Below are 16,314 nucleotides of genomic sequence, written 5' to 3'. Positions count from 1 at the left end.
CGACTCCCATGAGATCCGTAACGGTAAGAAACCTCCTCGTGCGGGGCATGCTCGCCGGCCTTGCCGCCGGCGTGCTCGCCCTCGTCGTCGCCTACCTCCTCGGTGAGCCGAGCGTCGACAAGGCGATCGCCTTCGAGGACGCCCACTCCCACGAGCACGAGATGGAAGTCGTCTCCCGCTCCCTGCAGTCCACCGCAGGCCTGGCCACCGGCGTCCTCGTCTACGGGGTCGCCTTCGGCGGCATCGCCGCCCTCGCGTACTGCTTCGCCCTGGGCCGCGTGGGCCGCTTCAGCCCGCGGGCGACCGCGCTGCTGCTGTCCGGCTGCGCTCTGCTCGCCGTCTATGTCGTGCCTTTCCTGAAGTACCCGGCGAATCCGCCGTCGGTCGGCGATCCCGACACCATCGGCAAGCGGACCACGCTGTACTTCCTGATGATGCTGCTCAGCGTCCTCCTCGCGGTCGCTGCCACCCTCCTGGGCAAGCGCTTGGCGCCCAGACTCGGCACCTGGTGGGCGACAGTGGTCGCGGTGACCGCGTTCGCCGTCGTGATCGGTCTGGCTTACGAGTTCCTGCCCGTCATCAACGAGGTGCCGAAGGACTTTCCGGCCGCCCTGCTGTGGCGGTTCCGGCTGTCCGCACTGGCCATCCAGACCGCGATGTGGGCCGGCTTCGGCCTGCTCTTCGGCGAACTGGCGGAACGCCTGCTGAACCCGAAGCCGGCGGCAGCCGCGAGCGGCCGCGCGGTTCCGGCCGCGCACTGATTCCTTCCGGACAACAGAGGGCCCTACGGAACCAACCGGGGGCCTTCTGGCGTTCTCCGGACACCGAGTCCGACGGAAGAGTGAGTACGGCTCGGTAGTGCAGCCCGACCCTACGCGGACCACCCGGCCGATGAGCGGAGGAACCGAGTGGCCAAAACCCCCCAGCCGCGCCATATCACCCTCGGTGGCCGCGAGGCGGTCGCCCTCACCCGGGAGGAATACGACCAACTGATAGCCAGCCGACGGCAGATCGGCGGCCAGAGCGCCCGGGTGCGGGTCCTCGCCCAGCAGGCCAAACGCACCGAACAACTGCTCCGCGACCTGGAGGCACTGATTGCCGCACAGGGGGAGGGATGCAGCGGGCAGGTCCGCACATCGTCGACGACCTGCCCCGAAAGCCCGGCCACCCGGACGAACGCTGCTGGCGCCTGCCTGCGGTGCGAGTTGGCGGCGCTGCTGCGCCGTCACCGGGCCCCAGAGCCCTGAGCGCCGGTAGGTGAGTCCCAGTCGACGTCCGGCACGGCCAGGGGGCGTCCGAGCCGCAGATTCCAGCGCCCGGCTCGGCCGCTGAGTTCGGTCACCGTGAGCGGTGGCACATCGAGGCGCCAGAAAACAGTGGCGGGTAGGTCCAACGCTTGTGTGATCGCCGCCCGCACCACCTCCGGCTCGACCACAGCGAGCACACGACCCTCGAAAGTCCCCGCTCCCTCCAGCCACCGTGAGAGCCTCTCGCACAGGACCTGTACGGACTCACCCCCGTGCGGTGCGCTGCACGGGTCCGTGAGCCAGTGGGCCACGGCTTCCGGTTCGGCAGCCGCCACCGCCTCCAGCGTGCGGCCTCGCCAGCGGCCCACGTCCAGCCCGGCCAGCTCCGGCGTCTCTCCGCCGTCGAGGCCGAGGGCGCTCGCCGTCTGCCGACAGCGCGCACTCGGGGACACGACCACGCGCGCGGGCACGGACAGTGACCCGGCGCCCGCACGGGCGCGAGCCGTGCCGGTGTCATCGATCGAGTCGCCGTCGTAGAACCGGGCCGTTCGCAGTGATGGGCTCGTGGCCGGTGAGACGAAGGTGACGCGACTGGTCACGGGGCTGCTCCTGCTGTCGGTGTCATGGGGCGTGGGTGCCCACCGCCTTGCGGGACTGCCGGGTCGCGGTCGTAGTGTGCACGGCCTGCTGGACGGCCTGAATAGGCCCTCTCGGTACCACCGCGTCTACAAGCACGGCGACTCCCGCGTGCCCATCATGCGGGATGCCCTGATCTTCGTGATGAGCCGCGTCACCGGCTGGACCGCCCACATCACCGAACAACTCGCCCGCAACGCTTTGATCCGCTCTCTCGTCTCGTACGCAGGGCCGGGCCAGCGGGCGGTGCCGACGGCCGAGTAGGGACACATGGCTGCCGGCGCGCTGTCCGGCGGAGAGCGCAGGGCCGAGGCGCTCGTGGCGCCCCGGCCCCGTTCCGTGTCCGGTCAGGTTACGAGGCAGACAGTTCGGCGCGGACGGTGCGCGCGGCGGCGACCAGGTTCTCCAGGGAGCCGCGTGTCTCGGGCCAGCCGCGGGTCTTCAGACCGCAGTCGGGGTTGACCCAGAGCCGTTCGGCGGGGATGGCCTGGAGACCGGTGCGCAGCAGGTCCGCCACCTCCTCGGCGCTCGGCACGCGAGGCGAGTGGATGTCGTACACACCGGGGCCGGCCTCGCGCGGGTAGTTGTGGGCGGCGAGTTCGCGGGCGACCTGCATGTGGGAGCGGGCGGCCTCCAGGCTGATGACGTCGGCGTCGAGGTCGTCGATCGCTTGGACGATGTCGCCGAACTCGGCGTAGCACATGTGAGTGTGGATCTGAGTGTCCGGGCGAACCCCACTGGTGGTGAGGCGGAAGGCTTCGGTCGCCCAGGCCAGGTACTCAGCCCGGTCGGCGGCGCGCAGGGGAAGAGTCTCGCGCAGTGCGGGTTCATCCACCTGGATCACCGACGTCCCGCCCGCCTCCAGGTCATTGACTTCGTCGCGCAGGGCCAGGGCGACCTGTCGGGCGGTGTCGGCGAGGGGCTGGTCGTCACGGACGAAGGACCAGGCGAGCATGGTGACCGGGCCGGTGAGCATGCCCTTGACCGGCCGGTCTGTGAGCGACTGTGCGTACGTCGTCCAGCGGACGGTCATCGGCTCGGGGCGGGAGATGTCACCGGCCAGGATCGGCGGGCGGACGTAGCGGGTGCCGTAGGACTGGACCCAGCCGTGCTGTGTGGCGAGGTAGCCGGTGAACTGCTCGGCGAAGTACTGGACCATGTCGTTGCGCTCGGCCTCGCCGTGCACCAGGACGTCCAGGCCGGTCTTCTCCTGGAAGGTGATCACCTCCTCGATCTCCGCCTTGATCCGTTCCTCGTAGCCGACCGTGTCGATGCTGCCGGCGCGCAGGCCGGCGCGTGCCACGCGCAGTTCACCGGTCTGCGGGAAGGACCCGATGGTCGTGGTCGGGAGGAGGGGCAGACGGAGGTGGGCGCGCTGGGCCGCGCAGCGTTCGGCGTAGGGCTGGGAGCGGCGGGCGTCGGCGTCGGTGACCGCGGCGGCGCGGGAGCGCACGGCCGGGTCGTGGGTGATGGGCGAGCCTGCCCGGGAGACGAGATCGGCACGGTTGGCGGCCAGTTCGGCGGTGATCGTGCCGGTGCCCTGGGCGAGGCCCTTGGCGAGGGTGACGACCTCGCGCGTCTTCTGCCGGGCGAAGGCGAGCCAGCGCAGGATCTGCGGCTCGATGTCCCGTTCCGCGGTGGCGTCGAGCGGGACGTGCAGCAGGGAGCAGGAGGCGGCCACGTCGACGCGGTCCGCCAGTCCGAGCAGGGTGCCCAGGGTGGAGAGGGACTTGGCCAGGTCGTTGACCCAGATGTTGCGGCCGTTGACGACTCCGGCCACCAGGCGCTTTCCGGGCAGACCGCCGACGGCGGCGAGGTCGTCCAGGTTGGCGGCGGCGGCCCCGGTGAAGTCCAGGGCCAGGCCCTCGACCGGGGCTTTGGCGAGTACCGGGAGGGCCTCGCCGAGCCGGTCGAAGTAGGACGCTACGAGAAGCTCGGGCCGGTCGGGGAGGGCACCGAGGTCACGGTAGGCACGGGTGACTGCGTTGAGTTCGGCCGGGTTGCGGTCCTGGACGAGGGCGGGCTCGTCCAGCTGGACCCACTCAGCGCCCGCGGCCCGCAGGTCGGCGAGGACTTCGGCGTACACCGGCAGCAGGCGGTCCAGCAGGGTGAGCGGCTCGAAGTCGCTCGGGGCGCCGGGTGCGGGCTTGGCCAGCAGGAGGTAGGTGACCGGACCGACCAGCACGGGCCGGGCGGTGAGGCCCAGGGCCAGGGCCTCCTTCAGCTCGGCGACCTGCTTGGTCGCGTCGGCGGCGAAGACGGTGTCCGGGCCGAGTTCGGGGACCAGGTAGTGGTAGTTGGTGTCGAACCACTTGGTCATCTCCAGCGGTGCGACGTCCTGTGTGCCGCGGGCCATGGCGAAGTAGCCGTCGAGCGGATCGGCGTCCACGGCCTCACGGTGGCGTGCGGGGATCGCGCCGACCATGACGGTGGTGTCCAGGACGTGGTCGTAGTACGAGAAGTCGCCGGCGGGCACCTCGTCGATGCCGGCCTCGCCGAGCTGCTGCCAGTTCGTACGGCGCAGGTCGGCGGCGGTGGCACGAAGGGCGTCGGCGGTGACGCGGCCCTTCCAGTAGCCCTCGATCGCCTTCTTCAGTTCCCGGCTCTGTCCCTGGCGGGGGTAGCCGTACACGGTGGCCCGTGCTGCCGCGGCTGCGGGCTTGGTGTTCACGGAGATCTCCTTCGCGAGATGAATCCCTGAGATCCCGGGGACGGGACGAGAGCGCGAAGGGGTGACGGAACCGGACGGACGCGAGCCGGCGCCGGCAAGGCGCGGTCCTCCGCCTGGTGTGTTCGCCGACCCGCCCTCGAGGTCACCGGGATGTCCGCGCACGGGTGGTCCGGACGCGGGCAGTTGGCAGGTCTTCGGACTCGCGGGCACGTCTCGTCGTACGAAGTCGTACGAGACACCTACTGGCCGTCGCTTCCCAGGCCCTCCTCGGACCCAGTGCGTATGACGGCGGTCGTTCCCGCTCACCGCTGCGGGGCAGTCCCGGATTCCCACCGGGTTCCCTCTTACGACGCATCCCGCCTGGCGGACGGGGCGAACCAGCTGCACCGGCCAGCCTACGGTGTCACCGTCAGGGAAGAGAGCGGGACGTCCATCATCTGGATGGTGAGGCGGACCACATCGCGCCGGGCAGGCCACAGGGCGGGAAGCCCGCCGCACACGCGCTTCCCGCCCTTCCCCTGTCACGCCGCGCGGGGACCCTCACCCCTGCGGCGGCGCGAGCCCCTCAGCCCCCGCGTCGTACCAGGCCCTCAGACCCGGTCGTAGGTGTGGAACCCCCGGCCGGTCTTCCTGCCGAGCAGTCCCGCCTCCACCATCCGCTGGAGCAGCGGCGGAGGCGCGTAGAGCGGCTCCCGGAACTCGGCGTACAGCGACTCGGCGATCGAGGCGACGGTGTCCAGGCCGATCAGGTCCGCCAGCCTCAGCGGGCCCATCGGGTGAGCGCAGCCCAGCTCCATGCCGGTGTCGATGTCGGTGGCCGTGGCGAAGCCGGACTCCGCCATGCGGATCGCCGACAGAAGGTAGGGGATGAGCAGCGCGTTGACGACGAACCCGGCCCGGTCCCGGGACCGGATGACGGACTTTCCGAGGACGCGGGCCGCGAACTCCTCGACGATGGCGGTCGTGTCGGCCGATGTATGCAGCGATGTCACCACCTCCACCAGTGGCAGCACGGGGACAGGGTTGAAGAAGTGCAGTCCCACGACCCGGTCCGCGCGGCTCGTGGCCATGCCGAGCCGCATGATCGGGAGGGAGGACGTGTTGGTGGCGAGAACGGCGGCAGGGTCCTCGATGATCTTGTCGAGAGCGGCGAACACCTCCGTCTTGGCGTCCGCGTTCTCCACGACGGCTTCGACGACGAGCTGCCGGTCGGCCAGGTCCTCCAGATCGCCGGTGAAGACGAGCCGGATGAGGGCGTCCTGCGCGGCAGCCTGCTCCAGCTTGCCCCGCCGTACGGCGCGGTCCAGCGAGGCCGCCACCCGGTCCCGTGCGGCTCGGGCCGCGACCGCGTCCACCTCGCACACCACGGTGTCAAGCCCGGCCCGTGCGCACACCTCGGCGATACCGGCGCCCATCTGACCACCGCCCACGACACCGACGCGCCGAATGACCCCGCTCATGCTCCGGCCCCCGTCCGGCGCACAAGGTGCCGGCTGTAGGCGTCAGGGGTGAAGAAGAGAGGAAGTTCGCCCGCCAGAGCCGTCCGTTCGAAGAGCGCGCGGACCTCCTGGACATCTGCCCAGGGATACTCGGCCCCGAGCACGGCGACCTCGTCGTCGAGCAGCGCGAGGACCGTCTCCCGGTCGATCACCCGGTGTCGCAGCCACTGCCAGACCTGCACCCGGGCGATCTCGGCGGTGGCCGCGTCCTCCATGAGCCCGTACAGGGCGACGGCGCCCTGGCCGCGCAGCCAGGCGGCGAAGTAGCGCAGCGCGACGGCGATGTTCGTGCGGACGCCCTCGGCGGTCGGGGGGCCGCTGATGCGCCGCACGGACAGCAGGTCGGCCGCCGTCACCTCCACGTCGTCCCGCGTCCGGTCGATCTGGTGGGGGCGTTCGCCGAGGACGTCGTCGAAGACCTCGCGGCAGACGGGGACGAGGCCGGGGTGGGCGACCCAGGAGCCGTCGAAACCGTCTTCCGCCTCACGTTCCTTGTCCAGCCGGACCTTGGCGAGTGCCGCCTCGTGGGCGGCCGGGTCCTTGTCCGGCACCTGTGCTGCCATGCCGCCGATGGCGTGGGCGCCGCGCTGGTGGCAGGTGCGCACGAGGAGTTCGGTGTAGGCGCGCATGAAGGGGGCGGTCATCGTGACCTTGGCGCGGTCGGGCAGGAGGAAGTCGGTGCGGTGGCCGAAGGTCTTGATCACGCTGAACAGGTAGTCCCAACGCCCCGCGTTGAGGCCGGCGCTGTGCTCGCGCAGCTCGTAGAGGATCTCCTCCATCTCGAACGCGGCGGTGATCGTCTCGATGAGGACGGTGGCGCGGACGGTGCCGCGGGGGATGCCGAGCAGGTCCTGGGCGGTGACGAAGATGTCGTTCCACAGGCGGGCCTCGTAGCGGTTCTCCAGCTTGGGCAGGTAGAAGTACGGGCCGTGCCCGGCGTCGATCTGCCGCTGGGCGCAGTGGAAGAAGTACAGGCCGAAGTCGACGAGTGCGGCGGGCACGGGGCGGCCTTCGTACTCCAGGTGTTCCTCGTCCAGGTGCCAGCCGCGCGGCCGAACCATGATAGTGGCGAGCTGTTGGCCGAGCCGGTACTCCTTGCCGCCGGGTGTGGTGAAGTCGATGCGGCGCTCGATGGCGTCGAGCAGGTTGAGCTGGCCGTCGATGACGTTGTTCCAGGTGGGTGCGGTGGCGTCTTCGAAGTCGGCCATCCAGACCTTGGCCCCGGAGTTGAGGGCGTTGACCGTCATCCGGCGGTCCGGCGGGCCGGTGATCTCGACGCGGCGGTCGGTCAGCCCTGGTGCGGGTGGCGCGACGCGCCAGGTCCGGTCGGCACGGATGGCGGAGGTAACCATCGGGAAGTCGAGCGGGGAGCCCGATGCCAGCCGCAGGACCTGCCGGCGGCGCTCCCTCATCAGGTCGCTCCGGCGTGTGCCGAAGGCTGCGGCCAGGCGGCCCAGGAAGTCCAGGGCGGCGGGCGTGAGGATCTCGTCGTGACGATCGCCCACGGGTGCGAGAACGCGGACGTGGTGGGTCAGGGCGCTGGTGGACATCGCTTCTCCTGCGGGCAGGGCGGGGCGGGCGGGTGCGGGATGCGGGGGTCGGACCGGGACGGTCGTACGACCCCCGGACACCCGGGGCAGACCGGACAGGTCCCGAAGGGCCGGCCTAGTGGAACTGCTCCTCCTCCGTGGAACCGGCCAACGCGGTCGTCGAGGAAGCGGGGTTGACGGCGGTGGAGACCAGGTCGAAGTAGCCGGTGCCGACCTCCCGCTGGTGCTTGACGGCCGTGAAGCCCTGCGCCTGCGCGGCGAACTCCCGCTCCTGCAAGTCGACATAGGCGGTCATGCCGTGCTCGGCGTAGCCACGGGCGAGGTCGAACATGCCGTGGTTGAGGGAGTGGAAGCCGGCCAGGGTGATGAACTGGAAGCGATAGCCCATCGCGCCCAGCTCCCGCTGGAACTTGGCGATCTGGTCATCGTCCAGCGCGGCCTTCCAGTTGAAGGAGGGCGAGCAGTTGTAGGCGAGCATCTGGTCCGGGTACTGCGCGTGGATCGCCTCGGCGAACTCGCGGGCCTGGCCCAGGTCAGGGGTGCCGGTCTCGACCCAGATCAGGTCGGCGTACGGGGCGTAGGCCAGGCCGCGGGCGATCACGGGCGCCATGCCGTTGCGGACGCGGTAGAAGCCCTCGGCGGTGCGCTCGCCGGTGACGAACTCGGCGTCGCGCTCGTCGACGTCGGTCGTGAGCAGGTTGGCGGCGAGCGCGTCGGTGCGGGCGATGATGACCGTGGGCACGTCGGCGGTGTCGGCGGCGAGGCGGGCCGCGTTCAGGGTGCGGATGTGCTGGGAGGTCGGCACCAGGACCTTGCCGCCGAGGTGGCCGCACTTCTTCTCCGAGGCGAGCTGGTCCTCGTAGTGGATGCCGGCCGCACCGGCCGCGATCATCGCCTTGGTCAGCTCGAAGGCGTTCAGCGGACCGCCGAAGCCGGCCTCCGCGTCGGCGACGATCGGCGCCAGCCAGTCCGTGGTGTCGCCGGCGTCCTCGGCGGTGGCGATCTGGTCGGCGCGCAGCAGCGCGTTGTTGATCCGACGCACCACCTGCGGCACGGAGTTGGCGGGGTAGAGGCTCTGGTCGGGGTAGGTGTGGCCGGCCTGGTTGGCGTCGGCCGCGACCTGCCAGCCGGACAGGTAGATGGCCTGCAGACCGGCCTTCACCTGCTGGACGGCCTGTCCGCCGGTGAGCGCGCCGAGGGCATGGATGTAGTCCTGCTCGTGCAACTGGCGCCACAGCCGTTCGGCGCCGCGCCGGGCCAGGGTGTGCTCCTCGCGGACGCTGCCGGAGAGCCGGACGACGTCCTCGGCGCTGTAGGTGCGCTCGATGCCCTGCCACCGGGGGTCGGTGGCCCAGCGTCGGGCCAGTTCCTCGGCTGTCTGCGTCCTCGCTTGTGCCATGACGGTCACCGTCTCTCGGTTTGTGCAGATTGCCAATTCCGCCTGTCCTGCGACGGGTGTGGCACTGCGTGTCGAATCGCTGTGATGCGGCCCGCCGTCATCCCGGGAGACGAAGGTGAGCAATGCTGCCGGGCGCAGACGTCGCGGATGCCCGGGGCTCCGACGTCAGGGCAGTGAATCGTGCCCCGGTCCCGAGAGGCGTCTGCCGGGTCCGGCGGGCCGCACTATGACTCTGACACTGGCACTCAGTGCCATCAAGCTTGGACAGTAGCCAACTTCTGCGAATCTTCGGGCAGCGTTCTGCCAAGTCTGCGAATGCTCCTACCACCAGTTGATCCCGTACCATCACCAGACCAAATCCCCGGCAGGGAGGAACGGGCGGTGAGCAAGACCTACGCGGGGGCGCGGTTGCGGAGACTGCGTGAGGAACGCGGAATGAGCCAAGCGGAGTTCGCTCGTTCTCTGGGCCTTTCCCCCAGCTATCTGAACCAGATGGAGCACGACTCCCGTCCGCTCACCGTGCCGGTCCTGCTCAGGCTGACCGAGACCTACGGCGTCGACCCCGGGTTCTTCTCGGCACGCGACACGACCCGCCTCGTGGCCGACCTGCGCGAGGCGCTGACGGGAGAGATCACCGCCGCCAGGGTCACCCAGTCCGATCTGGCCGACCTGGCGTCCCGGATGCCCGCGGTCGCCCAGGTACTGGTCGAACTGGGCCGCCGCAACCAGCTCCTGTCCGAGCGGCTGGCCGGAGTGACGGACGGCCGGGACGGAGACCGGGGCACCGCGCCGTCGCCGCACGAGGAGATCCGGGACTTTTTCTACCGTCGCCAGAACTACCTCCACGAGACCGACCTCGCCGCCGAGCACCTGGCCGACGAGATCGGAGTACGGCCCGGCGAGGTGATCGGGGCCCTCACGGCCAGGCTCGCCCGATCTCATGGCGTTCACCTGGCCGCGGAGCCGGGCGAACGGCTGCACCGCTACGACCGGCGGACTCGCACCCTCCACCTGTCCCCGCGCCTGCGGCCCGGCCAGCGTGCCTTCCGCATGGCGACGCAGCTCGCCCTGCTGGAGTACGACGAGGGCCTGGGCAGGCTGGCCGAGGAGGACTTCGAACCCGGTTCACCCGCCCACGCGCTCGCCCGCATCGGCATCGCCAACTACTTCGCCGCCGCGCTCATCCTGCCGTACACCGCCTTCCACACGGCGGCCGAGGAGTTCCGCTACGACATCGAGCGCCTCACCGACCGCTACGGCGTAGGCTACGAGACCGTCTGCCACCGCCTGAGCACCCTTCAACGCCCCCGCCAGCGCGGCGTGCCCTTCTCCTTCGTCCGGGTCGACCGGGCCGGCAACATGTCCAAACGCCAGTCCGCGACCGCGTTCCACTTCTCACGGGCCGGCGGCACCTGCCCGCTGTGGAACGTCTACGAGTCGTTCGCCGCCCCCGGCCGCATCCACGTCCAGATCGCCGAGATGCCCGACGGCCAGCGGTACCTCTGGACGGCCCGAGCGATCACCCGGCACCGCGGTGCGTGGGGCGAGCCCGGCAAGACGTACGCCATCGGCCTGGGATGCGAGATCCGCCACGCCCATCGCCTCGTCTACTCCGACGGCCTCGACCTCGACAACGCCCCGGCCGCCACGCCCATCGGCATGGGCTGCCGGGTCTGCGAACGCCTCGCCTGCCCCCAACGCGCCGCACCGCCGCTCGGCCGCGCCCTGCGGATCGACCCCGACAGCAGCACCTTCGTCCCTTACCCGGTGATCGGCCCCGACGCCCCATCGGATCGCGGGGCGGCCCGGGCGTAGGGCCGGCGTCGGAGAACGACCACACGATGCACGCCGTCGAGGGGCCGAGCGCTACCGGCAGATCCCGGCATTTCGGTCCCGTTCCAAGCCGAAGGCATGGTGGGGGAGACGTCAGCCCGAACGGCGTGGCGACACCTGCCGAGCTGAACCTTCGTGGACGCGACGTGACGCGCAGCGGCACGGACCCGCAGGGCACAACGGACCTGCTTCCCCGGTGTCATCCCCGCAGCCGCTGTGCGCGGAAACGGCGGGTGAGGGCCCTCACCCGGCTCCAGCCTCTGCCAGGGCCGACACGCGACGGGGCCTGCCGTCGGCATCGATGGCGACGAACGTGAGCCGCCCGGTGGCGACCTCGCTGCCGGGACCGGCGGCGTTCCACCGCTCGGCGGTCACCCTGACCCCGACCGTCATGGACGTCCTCCCCGCACGTTCCAGCTCAGCGTGCACCGTGAGTAGGTCGCCGGCGCGCACTGGGGCCAAGAAGGTCATCCGGTCGACGGAAACGGTCACCGCCGGCCCCTCGGCATGCCGCCCGGCGGCGGCCGCCGCCGCGTCGTCGATCAGCTTCATCACCACGCCACCGTGAATGGTGCCGTACAGGTTGGTGTCGTGCTCGCTCATGATGTGCGCGAGCGTCACCCGGGAGTCGGCCGGGCGCTTCGTGGGGGTGGACAGAGTGGCGTTCCGGTCGGCCACGTCAACTCTCCTTCGCGAGTCGCGGCAGGGGCGTAACCGCGCACACATAGCGGCGCGGGCAGGTGGCAGGTCTTCGGACTCGCGAGCACGTCCTCGTCGTTCAACGAGGAGGACTCCTACTGGCCGTCGCTTCCCAGGCCCTCGGGCCCAGTGCGTATGACGGCGGTCGTTCCCGCTCACCGCTGCGGGGCAGTCCCGGATTTTCACCGGGTTCCCTCTTGCGACGCATCCCGCCTGGCGGACGGGGCGAACCAGCTGCACGGGCCAGCTTACGGGCCGTGCTCGTGGCGCCGATCCTTGGCGCCTCCAGTTACCTGCCGACCAGACCCCTCGGCGCGATGCCGCCGCACATCGAACAGGGGAGATTCCGTCCGTGTCCGCACGTACGACGGGTCACAGGCCGTCCGTCGATACCGATCAGGAACTGACGAAGAATTGACTCATTGTCGGCCCTTCCAGGGCAGGTTGAGTACCTGTTCCGATGAGGTCGTCCGGCTGTGGTCGGGTCAGGCCGTTGTCCCGGAATCGATGGGACGGTTGCGCAGTGCCGTCCCGGACGGGGGTCTGACTCGTGAGATCTATGACCGAAGTGTCCAGTCACGGACCTGTCGACTGCCGTTCCGGGATGCCGCCTGCCACCGAGCCACAGGGCGTGTCCCAATAGGGGCCTTGCCGAGTTCACGCGCCATCACGGTTCAGACCGTCCGAGCGGGCCGGTGCCATCCACCCAGCACGTCACCCGCGGGAGAGGCGAATCACCATGACGACCAGACAGCGCAGCACCTCCCCCACCTGCACGGATCCTCCTGTGCCGGGCGAGGTCGTCCTGGGCGTGGACACGCACGGCGAGGTGCATGTCGCGGCCGTGATCTCCCCGCTGGGGAAGGTTCTGGGAACCGAGTCCTTCCCGGCAACGGCGGCCGGCTACCGGCAGCTGCTTGTGTGGGCCCGTAAGCGGGGGACGGTGCGTCGAGCGGGGGTAGAGGGCACCGGCACATTCGGCGCGGGCCTGTCCCGCTACCTGCTCGCCCAGCAGATTCAGGTCTTCGAAGTGAACCGGCCCGACCGGTCAGTCCGCCGTCTGCTCGGCAAGTCGGACCCGCTCGATGCCCAGGCCTCAGCGCGAGCCGTGCTCAGTGGCCGCGCCCGGGCCCGGGCGAAATCCGGCGACGGTCCGGTGCACAGCGCCCGGATCTTCAAGCTCGCCAAGGACTCCGCGGTCAAGGCCCGCACCCAGGCGATCAACCAGCTCAAAGCCGTCCTGGTCATCGCCTATCCCGCCCTGCGGGAACGGCTGTCCAGCCTGGGCAACCGCGAGCTGTTCCGCACCTGCGCACGTCTCGGCCTACCCGGCGGTGGGGGAGACGAGGACGCGGTGGCCCAGGCCACCCACCTGACGTTACGCATGCTCGCCGAGCGCATCGAGCAGCTCACCGTGCAGATCACCGAGCTGAACCAGCGCCTGACCCGGCTTGTCGAACACCACGCCCCACAGCTACTCGTACCGGTGGGCATCGGCCCGGACAGCGCAGTCACTCTCCTGATCACCATGGGAGACAATCCCGAGCGGCTGAACACCGAGGCGTCTTTTGCTGCCCTTTGCGGAGTCAGCCCCATCGAGTACTCCTCCGGCCGGCGGCGCACGCGCCGCCTCAACCACGGCGGCGACCGGCAGGCCAACGCCGCCCTGCACCGCATCGTCTTCACCCGTCTGCGCCACGACCCGCGCACCCAGGCGTATTACGAACGCCGCACTCAGGAAGGCAAGACCCGACGCGAGATCATCCGATGCCTCAAGCGATACGCAGCCCGCGAGGTCTTCAACCTGGTCAGACCGGTTTCCCGCGCCCCCGCGTTATAGGGGCGTCCGTGAGACGTGAGAGGGTCTGGGGCGTGAGTGAGACACCCCCGAACACCCTGCAATACCGCTTTGACGGGCCAGAAGACGCTCCGGTCCTGATCTTGGGTCCCTCACTGGGTACCACATGGCACAGGTTGTAGAGACCGTCTATGGGCGTCCACGTCAGTCCAGGGCGGGTGCGTAATAGCAGGTCAGGGCATCGCGGTCCGGGGGAGTCGGCGTAGTTCGTGACAGACGCGTGAGAGGGGCGCTCGACGGCAAGCCCCTGCAAAAGCGGCCGGCGGGGGATCCAGAGTGGGTGCGCTGCAGCTCCAGCCGCGGCACCGTACCCCTCGGGTTCTCCTCGACTGAGCACTCGATGCGACGGTGCTGTGATGACACACATCTTGGTGGATGCCGTCGGCGACCCTTCGTGATTGACGGGGCGTAGCCTTCGCCCGCGCAAAGCATCTGCAAGGTGTACCTCCCTGCCATGAGGGCGCGTCAGCCGCCGACATCGCTGCCGCCCGCCTCCTGCCTCACGTGTCTGGCAACTTGTCGACCAGGGGCATGTGGTGCTCGTTGTAGCGGTCGCCCTGGACTCGATCCGCCGACCAGTTCGTCGGCGAAGAGAGGAAGCCGAATGGCGCCGATGTCCTCCTCGACGGACGTCGTGTACGGGGCGCCAAGCCCCAGAGGGGGGAGTGTGCGAGTCCGCGAAGGGCCTCTGCAGACGCCTGTTGGAACGTGAAGGTGCGCGGTCCTCGGCCGGCGGCCATTCGGCATAGCAAGGCATTGGAAAAAATTCTTGGACAGATTTCCCTTTTTTGGGGCACCTTCGGTCCGATATTGCAAACCGGCCCCCGCCCGACGCTCACCCATCACGCCCGCAGGGACCGTACCGCCCGGTACGGTCCCTGCGGGCGTGATGGGTGGTCAGGTCACCATCGATACCAGCGGCCGCGCCCCCCGGGCGCTGGTGGATCGCATGACGAAACCGAGCAGCCACACGACCAGGACGGCGAGGGCCACCCACCAAAGGATCTTGGGTCTTGTAGTGACCAGCCCGTCGACGGGACAGCCCGCGCTGCGCCGTACTGGGGAGGCGCGGCGGGGCCACTCCGCACGTGCGTGTGGCTGCCTGCACCTCAGCCGACCGGCGCCGTCTCCGCCGCGCCTGTACCGGATGGAGCCGGACGTCGATAGGTGCACGGTTGGGATGTGAAGATCCGTCGGCCGACGGGGTGGGGACGAACGCAGACGAGGTGCTGCAGGTTGACCAGGCCCGCCTCGCAGGACAGCAGACCGATGGCGAAGTTCAGCCGCCATACGGCAACTGTCTCGGAGCCGACGAGCTCGATGGCTCGCTCGCGCTGCGTTTCCAGCCGGTCCAGCCATGCCCGAAGCGTCAGGGCGAAATCCGTCCGGAGATTCTCCATGTCCAGCACTTCCAGGCCGGACCGCTCCGCCTTCAGCGCGCTGCGGCCGATCTCGCCCGGGTTGAGATCCGGATGGACGTAACGGAGCATGAATGGACTGCGCATCAGGCGTCGGCCGGGCCGCAGGATGCACATTTCGTGACTGAGCACCCGTCCGCCCGGTGCGACCAGCCGCGCCAGAGCGGCAGCGTGTTCGTTCTGACCGCGCCGCGACAGGTGGTGGGTCATCTCGACGCTGGCCACGGCGTCGAAGGGGCCGTCTTGAACTTCCCGGTAGTCCTGGAGTCTCACCTGCAACCGATCCGCCAGGCCGGCTTCTTGGATTCTCCGGTCGGCCAGTCGCGCCTGGTTGGGTGAGAGGGTGACGCCCACGCCGTCCACGCCATAGTGCCGGGCGGCGTGCAGGAGCAAGCTGCCCCAGCCGCAGCCGAGGTCCAGCAGCCGCATCCCGGGTCGCAGGTCGAGCTTGCGGCAGATCAAGTCGAGCTTGGAGTGCTGTGCTTCGTCCAGCCCATAGCCGGCCAGGTCCGCCCCATGCGGCCAGTAGGCGCAGGAGTAGACCATGGACGGTCCCAGGACAAGCCGGTAGAAGTCGTCACCGATGTCGTAGTGGTGGCGGACGGCGCGGGCGCCACGGGAAGGTCGGACCTCCACGGAGGGGGCCCCAGCCGGTCGCCCCAGAATTCGCCGGTCCAAGCCGAAACGTAGTGACGCCAGGGCTGCACGCACGAGATCCGGCCGGGACGAGCCCAAGATCGACCCCAATTGCCGCATGACGGCGACCAGATCCCCCTCGACGACGGCCTCTCCGGCCACGAACGCGCGGGCGGCTCCGAGTTGCCCGGGGCGCCACAGCACCCGCCGTACCGCGCGAGGGTCCTTCAGCACCAGAGTCGACCCCAGCCCGGCGCCCACTACAGTGCCGTCCCAAGCCCGGATCCCGAAGTCGGGCGCGACCCCCAACGCGGTCTCAAGAAAGGCGGCGACCTGCTGGGCGACCCCTGAGCATTCTGCTCGGATCATGATCCTCCGTATTCAACAGACGATGACGCGCGACCAGCGCGGGCTGCACCGAGCTGTCGCAGCCGCGTGGCGTCCCGTCCTGGCTACTCAGACCGGGACGGACAACAGCTGTGATGCGCGCGTGCAGCAATGGGCAGGTAGACGCGTGGTGCTCGAAGTGTTCTGCGGGTGCTGCCAGCTACAAGGAGCCCAGGCGCCGACAACAGCGGTTCCACTCCTTGTACAACGACCGCCTCACCTCATAGGGCACGGTCATGCTGCCCATGCGACGGCCTGCCGCCGTCGCGCTGACGTGTCTTGCGCGGGGCGTCATCGAGACGCTGCCCGCCAGCGCATGACTGCCGCTGCCGTGCGGGGCGCCGTTTGGGCGTGACCGCGATCCCGCGGTGATCGTTGAACGAAGCGGCTCGCAGCGGCGGGGCCTGTAGTCCGGTCGGTTGCACGATTCGCATTCCGATCGTCGTGACTGTGCGCTTCGAAGGAGAACCCAGTGCATGAT

At 69.8% G+C, this 16,314-nt stretch carries 10 protein-coding genes, 3 pseudogenes and 2 riboswitches; of the genes and pseudogenes, 5 read left to right on the top strand and 8 right to left on the bottom strand.

Going from position 1 to position 16,314, the window contains the following annotated elements:
* The first annotated feature begins 8 nt into the window (after positions 1 to 8).
* Complete coding sequence (locus tag ACZ7N4_RS13915) at positions 9 to 761, top strand: CbtA family protein (protein ID WP_471357749.1); 753 nt, start codon at positions 9 to 11, stop codon at positions 759 to 761.
* Positions 762 to 908: 147 nt separating this feature from the next.
* Positions 909 to 1,247, top strand: coding sequence for a hypothetical protein (locus ACZ7N4_RS13910; RefSeq protein WP_471357746.1), 339 nt, complete (start codon positions 909 to 911; stop codon positions 1,245 to 1,247).
* Here the strand turns inward: ACZ7N4_RS13910 and ACZ7N4_RS13905 are convergent.
* Positions 1,226 to 1,846 carry a histidine phosphatase family protein gene (locus ACZ7N4_RS13905; protein WP_471357744.1) on the bottom strand — a complete coding sequence of 207 codons (621 nt, stop codon included), beginning with the start codon at positions 1,844 to 1,846 and terminating at the stop codon, positions 1,226 to 1,228. The genes ACZ7N4_RS13910 and ACZ7N4_RS13905 overlap by 22 nt on opposite strands.
* A gap of 118 nt (positions 1,847 to 1,964) precedes the next feature.
* Between ACZ7N4_RS13905 and ACZ7N4_RS13900 the strand changes: the two are divergent.
* Positions 1,965 to 2,147: pseudogene (locus ACZ7N4_RS13900) on the top strand (citrate/2-methylcitrate synthase); the annotation flags it as partial.
* A gap of 88 nt (positions 2,148 to 2,235) precedes the next feature.
* Here ACZ7N4_RS13900 and metE read toward each other — a convergent pair.
* From metE to aceA, 4 genes are all read right to left on the bottom strand, one after another.
* On the bottom strand, positions 2,236 to 4,554 hold the full coding sequence (gene metE, locus ACZ7N4_RS13895) for a 5-methyltetrahydropteroyltriglutamate--homocysteine S-methyltransferase (protein WP_471357742.1): 2,319 nt from the start codon (positions 4,552 to 4,554) through the stop codon (positions 2,236 to 2,238).
* A gap of 168 nt (positions 4,555 to 4,722) precedes the next feature.
* A riboswitch (cobalamin riboswitch) is annotated at positions 4,723 to 4,951 on the bottom strand.
* Between the two features lie 193 nt (positions 4,952 to 5,144).
* The gene (locus ACZ7N4_RS13890; protein WP_471357739.1) at positions 5,145 to 6,014 is read right to left on the bottom strand and encodes a 3-hydroxybutyryl-CoA dehydrogenase; all 870 of its coding nucleotides are present in this window, start codon (positions 6,012 to 6,014) and stop codon (positions 5,145 to 5,147) included.
* A complete protein-coding gene (aceB, locus tag ACZ7N4_RS13885; RefSeq protein WP_471357736.1) occupies positions 6,011 to 7,603 on the bottom strand; it encodes a malate synthase A in 1,593 nt (530 codons plus the stop codon). Before aceB ends, ACZ7N4_RS13890 begins: the two co-directional genes overlap by 4 nt.
* Positions 7,604 to 7,718: 115 nt before the next feature.
* Positions 7,719 to 9,002, bottom strand: a complete 1,284-nt coding sequence (aceA, locus tag ACZ7N4_RS13880) for an isocitrate lyase (protein WP_471357734.1) — start codon at positions 9,000 to 9,002, stop codon at positions 7,719 to 7,721.
* 381 nt (positions 9,003 to 9,383) lie between these two features.
* Here aceA and ACZ7N4_RS13875 point away from each other — a divergent pair, with 381 nt between their 5' ends.
* Positions 9,384 to 10,817, top strand: coding sequence for a short-chain fatty acyl-CoA regulator family protein (locus ACZ7N4_RS13875; protein ID WP_471357732.1), 1,434 nt, complete (start codon positions 9,384 to 9,386; stop codon positions 10,815 to 10,817).
* A 291-nt stretch (positions 10,818 to 11,108) separates the two neighbouring features.
* Here the strand turns inward: ACZ7N4_RS13875 and ACZ7N4_RS13870 are convergent.
* Positions 11,109 to 11,438: pseudogene (locus tag ACZ7N4_RS13870) on the bottom strand (acyl-CoA thioesterase); the annotation flags it as partial.
* Between the two features lie 122 nt (positions 11,439 to 11,560).
* A riboswitch (cobalamin riboswitch) is annotated at positions 11,561 to 11,784 on the bottom strand.
* Positions 11,785 to 12,273: 489 nt separating this feature from the next.
* On the opposite strand from ACZ7N4_RS13870, the gene ACZ7N4_RS13865 reads away from it, so the two are divergent.
* A complete protein-coding gene (locus ACZ7N4_RS13865) occupies positions 12,274 to 13,374 on the top strand; it encodes an IS110 family RNA-guided transposase (RefSeq protein ID WP_471357728.1) in 1,101 nt (366 codons plus the stop codon).
* A 920-nt stretch (positions 13,375 to 14,294) separates the two neighbouring features.
* On the opposite strand, the pseudogene ACZ7N4_RS13860 reads toward ACZ7N4_RS13865, so the two are convergent.
* Together ACZ7N4_RS13860 and ACZ7N4_RS13855 are read right to left on the bottom strand one after the other, a co-directional pair.
* A pseudogene (locus ACZ7N4_RS13860) lies at positions 14,295 to 14,400 on the bottom strand (hydrophobic protein); the annotation flags it as partial.
* 101 nt (positions 14,401 to 14,501) lie between these two features.
* Positions 14,502 to 15,815, bottom strand: coding sequence for a class I SAM-dependent methyltransferase (locus tag ACZ7N4_RS13855; protein ID WP_471357725.1), 1,314 nt, complete (start codon positions 15,813 to 15,815; stop codon positions 14,502 to 14,504).
* Positions 15,816 to 16,314 lie beyond the last annotated feature (499 nt).

The organism is Streptomyces sp. NPDC107654, assembly GCF_055639035.1.
This window is presented reverse-complemented; position numbering and strand designations above follow the sequence as displayed.

Excerpts from the sequence above, each read along its gene's own strand:
- aceB (WP_471357736.1), bottom strand. The coding sequence starts at position 7,603 with ATGTCCACCAGCGCCCTGACCCACCACGTCCGCGTTCTCGCACCCGTG.
- aceA (WP_471357734.1), bottom strand. The coding sequence starts at position 9,002 with ATGGCACAAGCGAGGACGCAGACAGCCGAGGAACTGGCCCGACGCTGG.
- ACZ7N4_RS13855 (WP_471357725.1), bottom strand. The coding sequence starts at position 15,815 with ATGATCCGAGCAGAATGCTCAGGGGTCGCCCAGCAGGTCGCCGCCTTT.
- ACZ7N4_RS13890 (WP_471357739.1), bottom strand. The coding sequence starts at position 6,014 with ATGAGCGGGGTCATTCGGCGCGTCGGTGTCGTGGGCGGTGGTCAGATG.
- ACZ7N4_RS13865 (WP_471357728.1), top strand. The coding sequence starts at position 12,274 with ATGACGACCAGACAGCGCAGCACCTCCCCCACCTGCACGGATCCTCCT.
- ACZ7N4_RS13915 (WP_471357749.1), top strand. The coding sequence starts at position 9 with ATGAGATCCGTAACGGTAAGAAACCTCCTCGTGCGGGGCATGCTCGCC.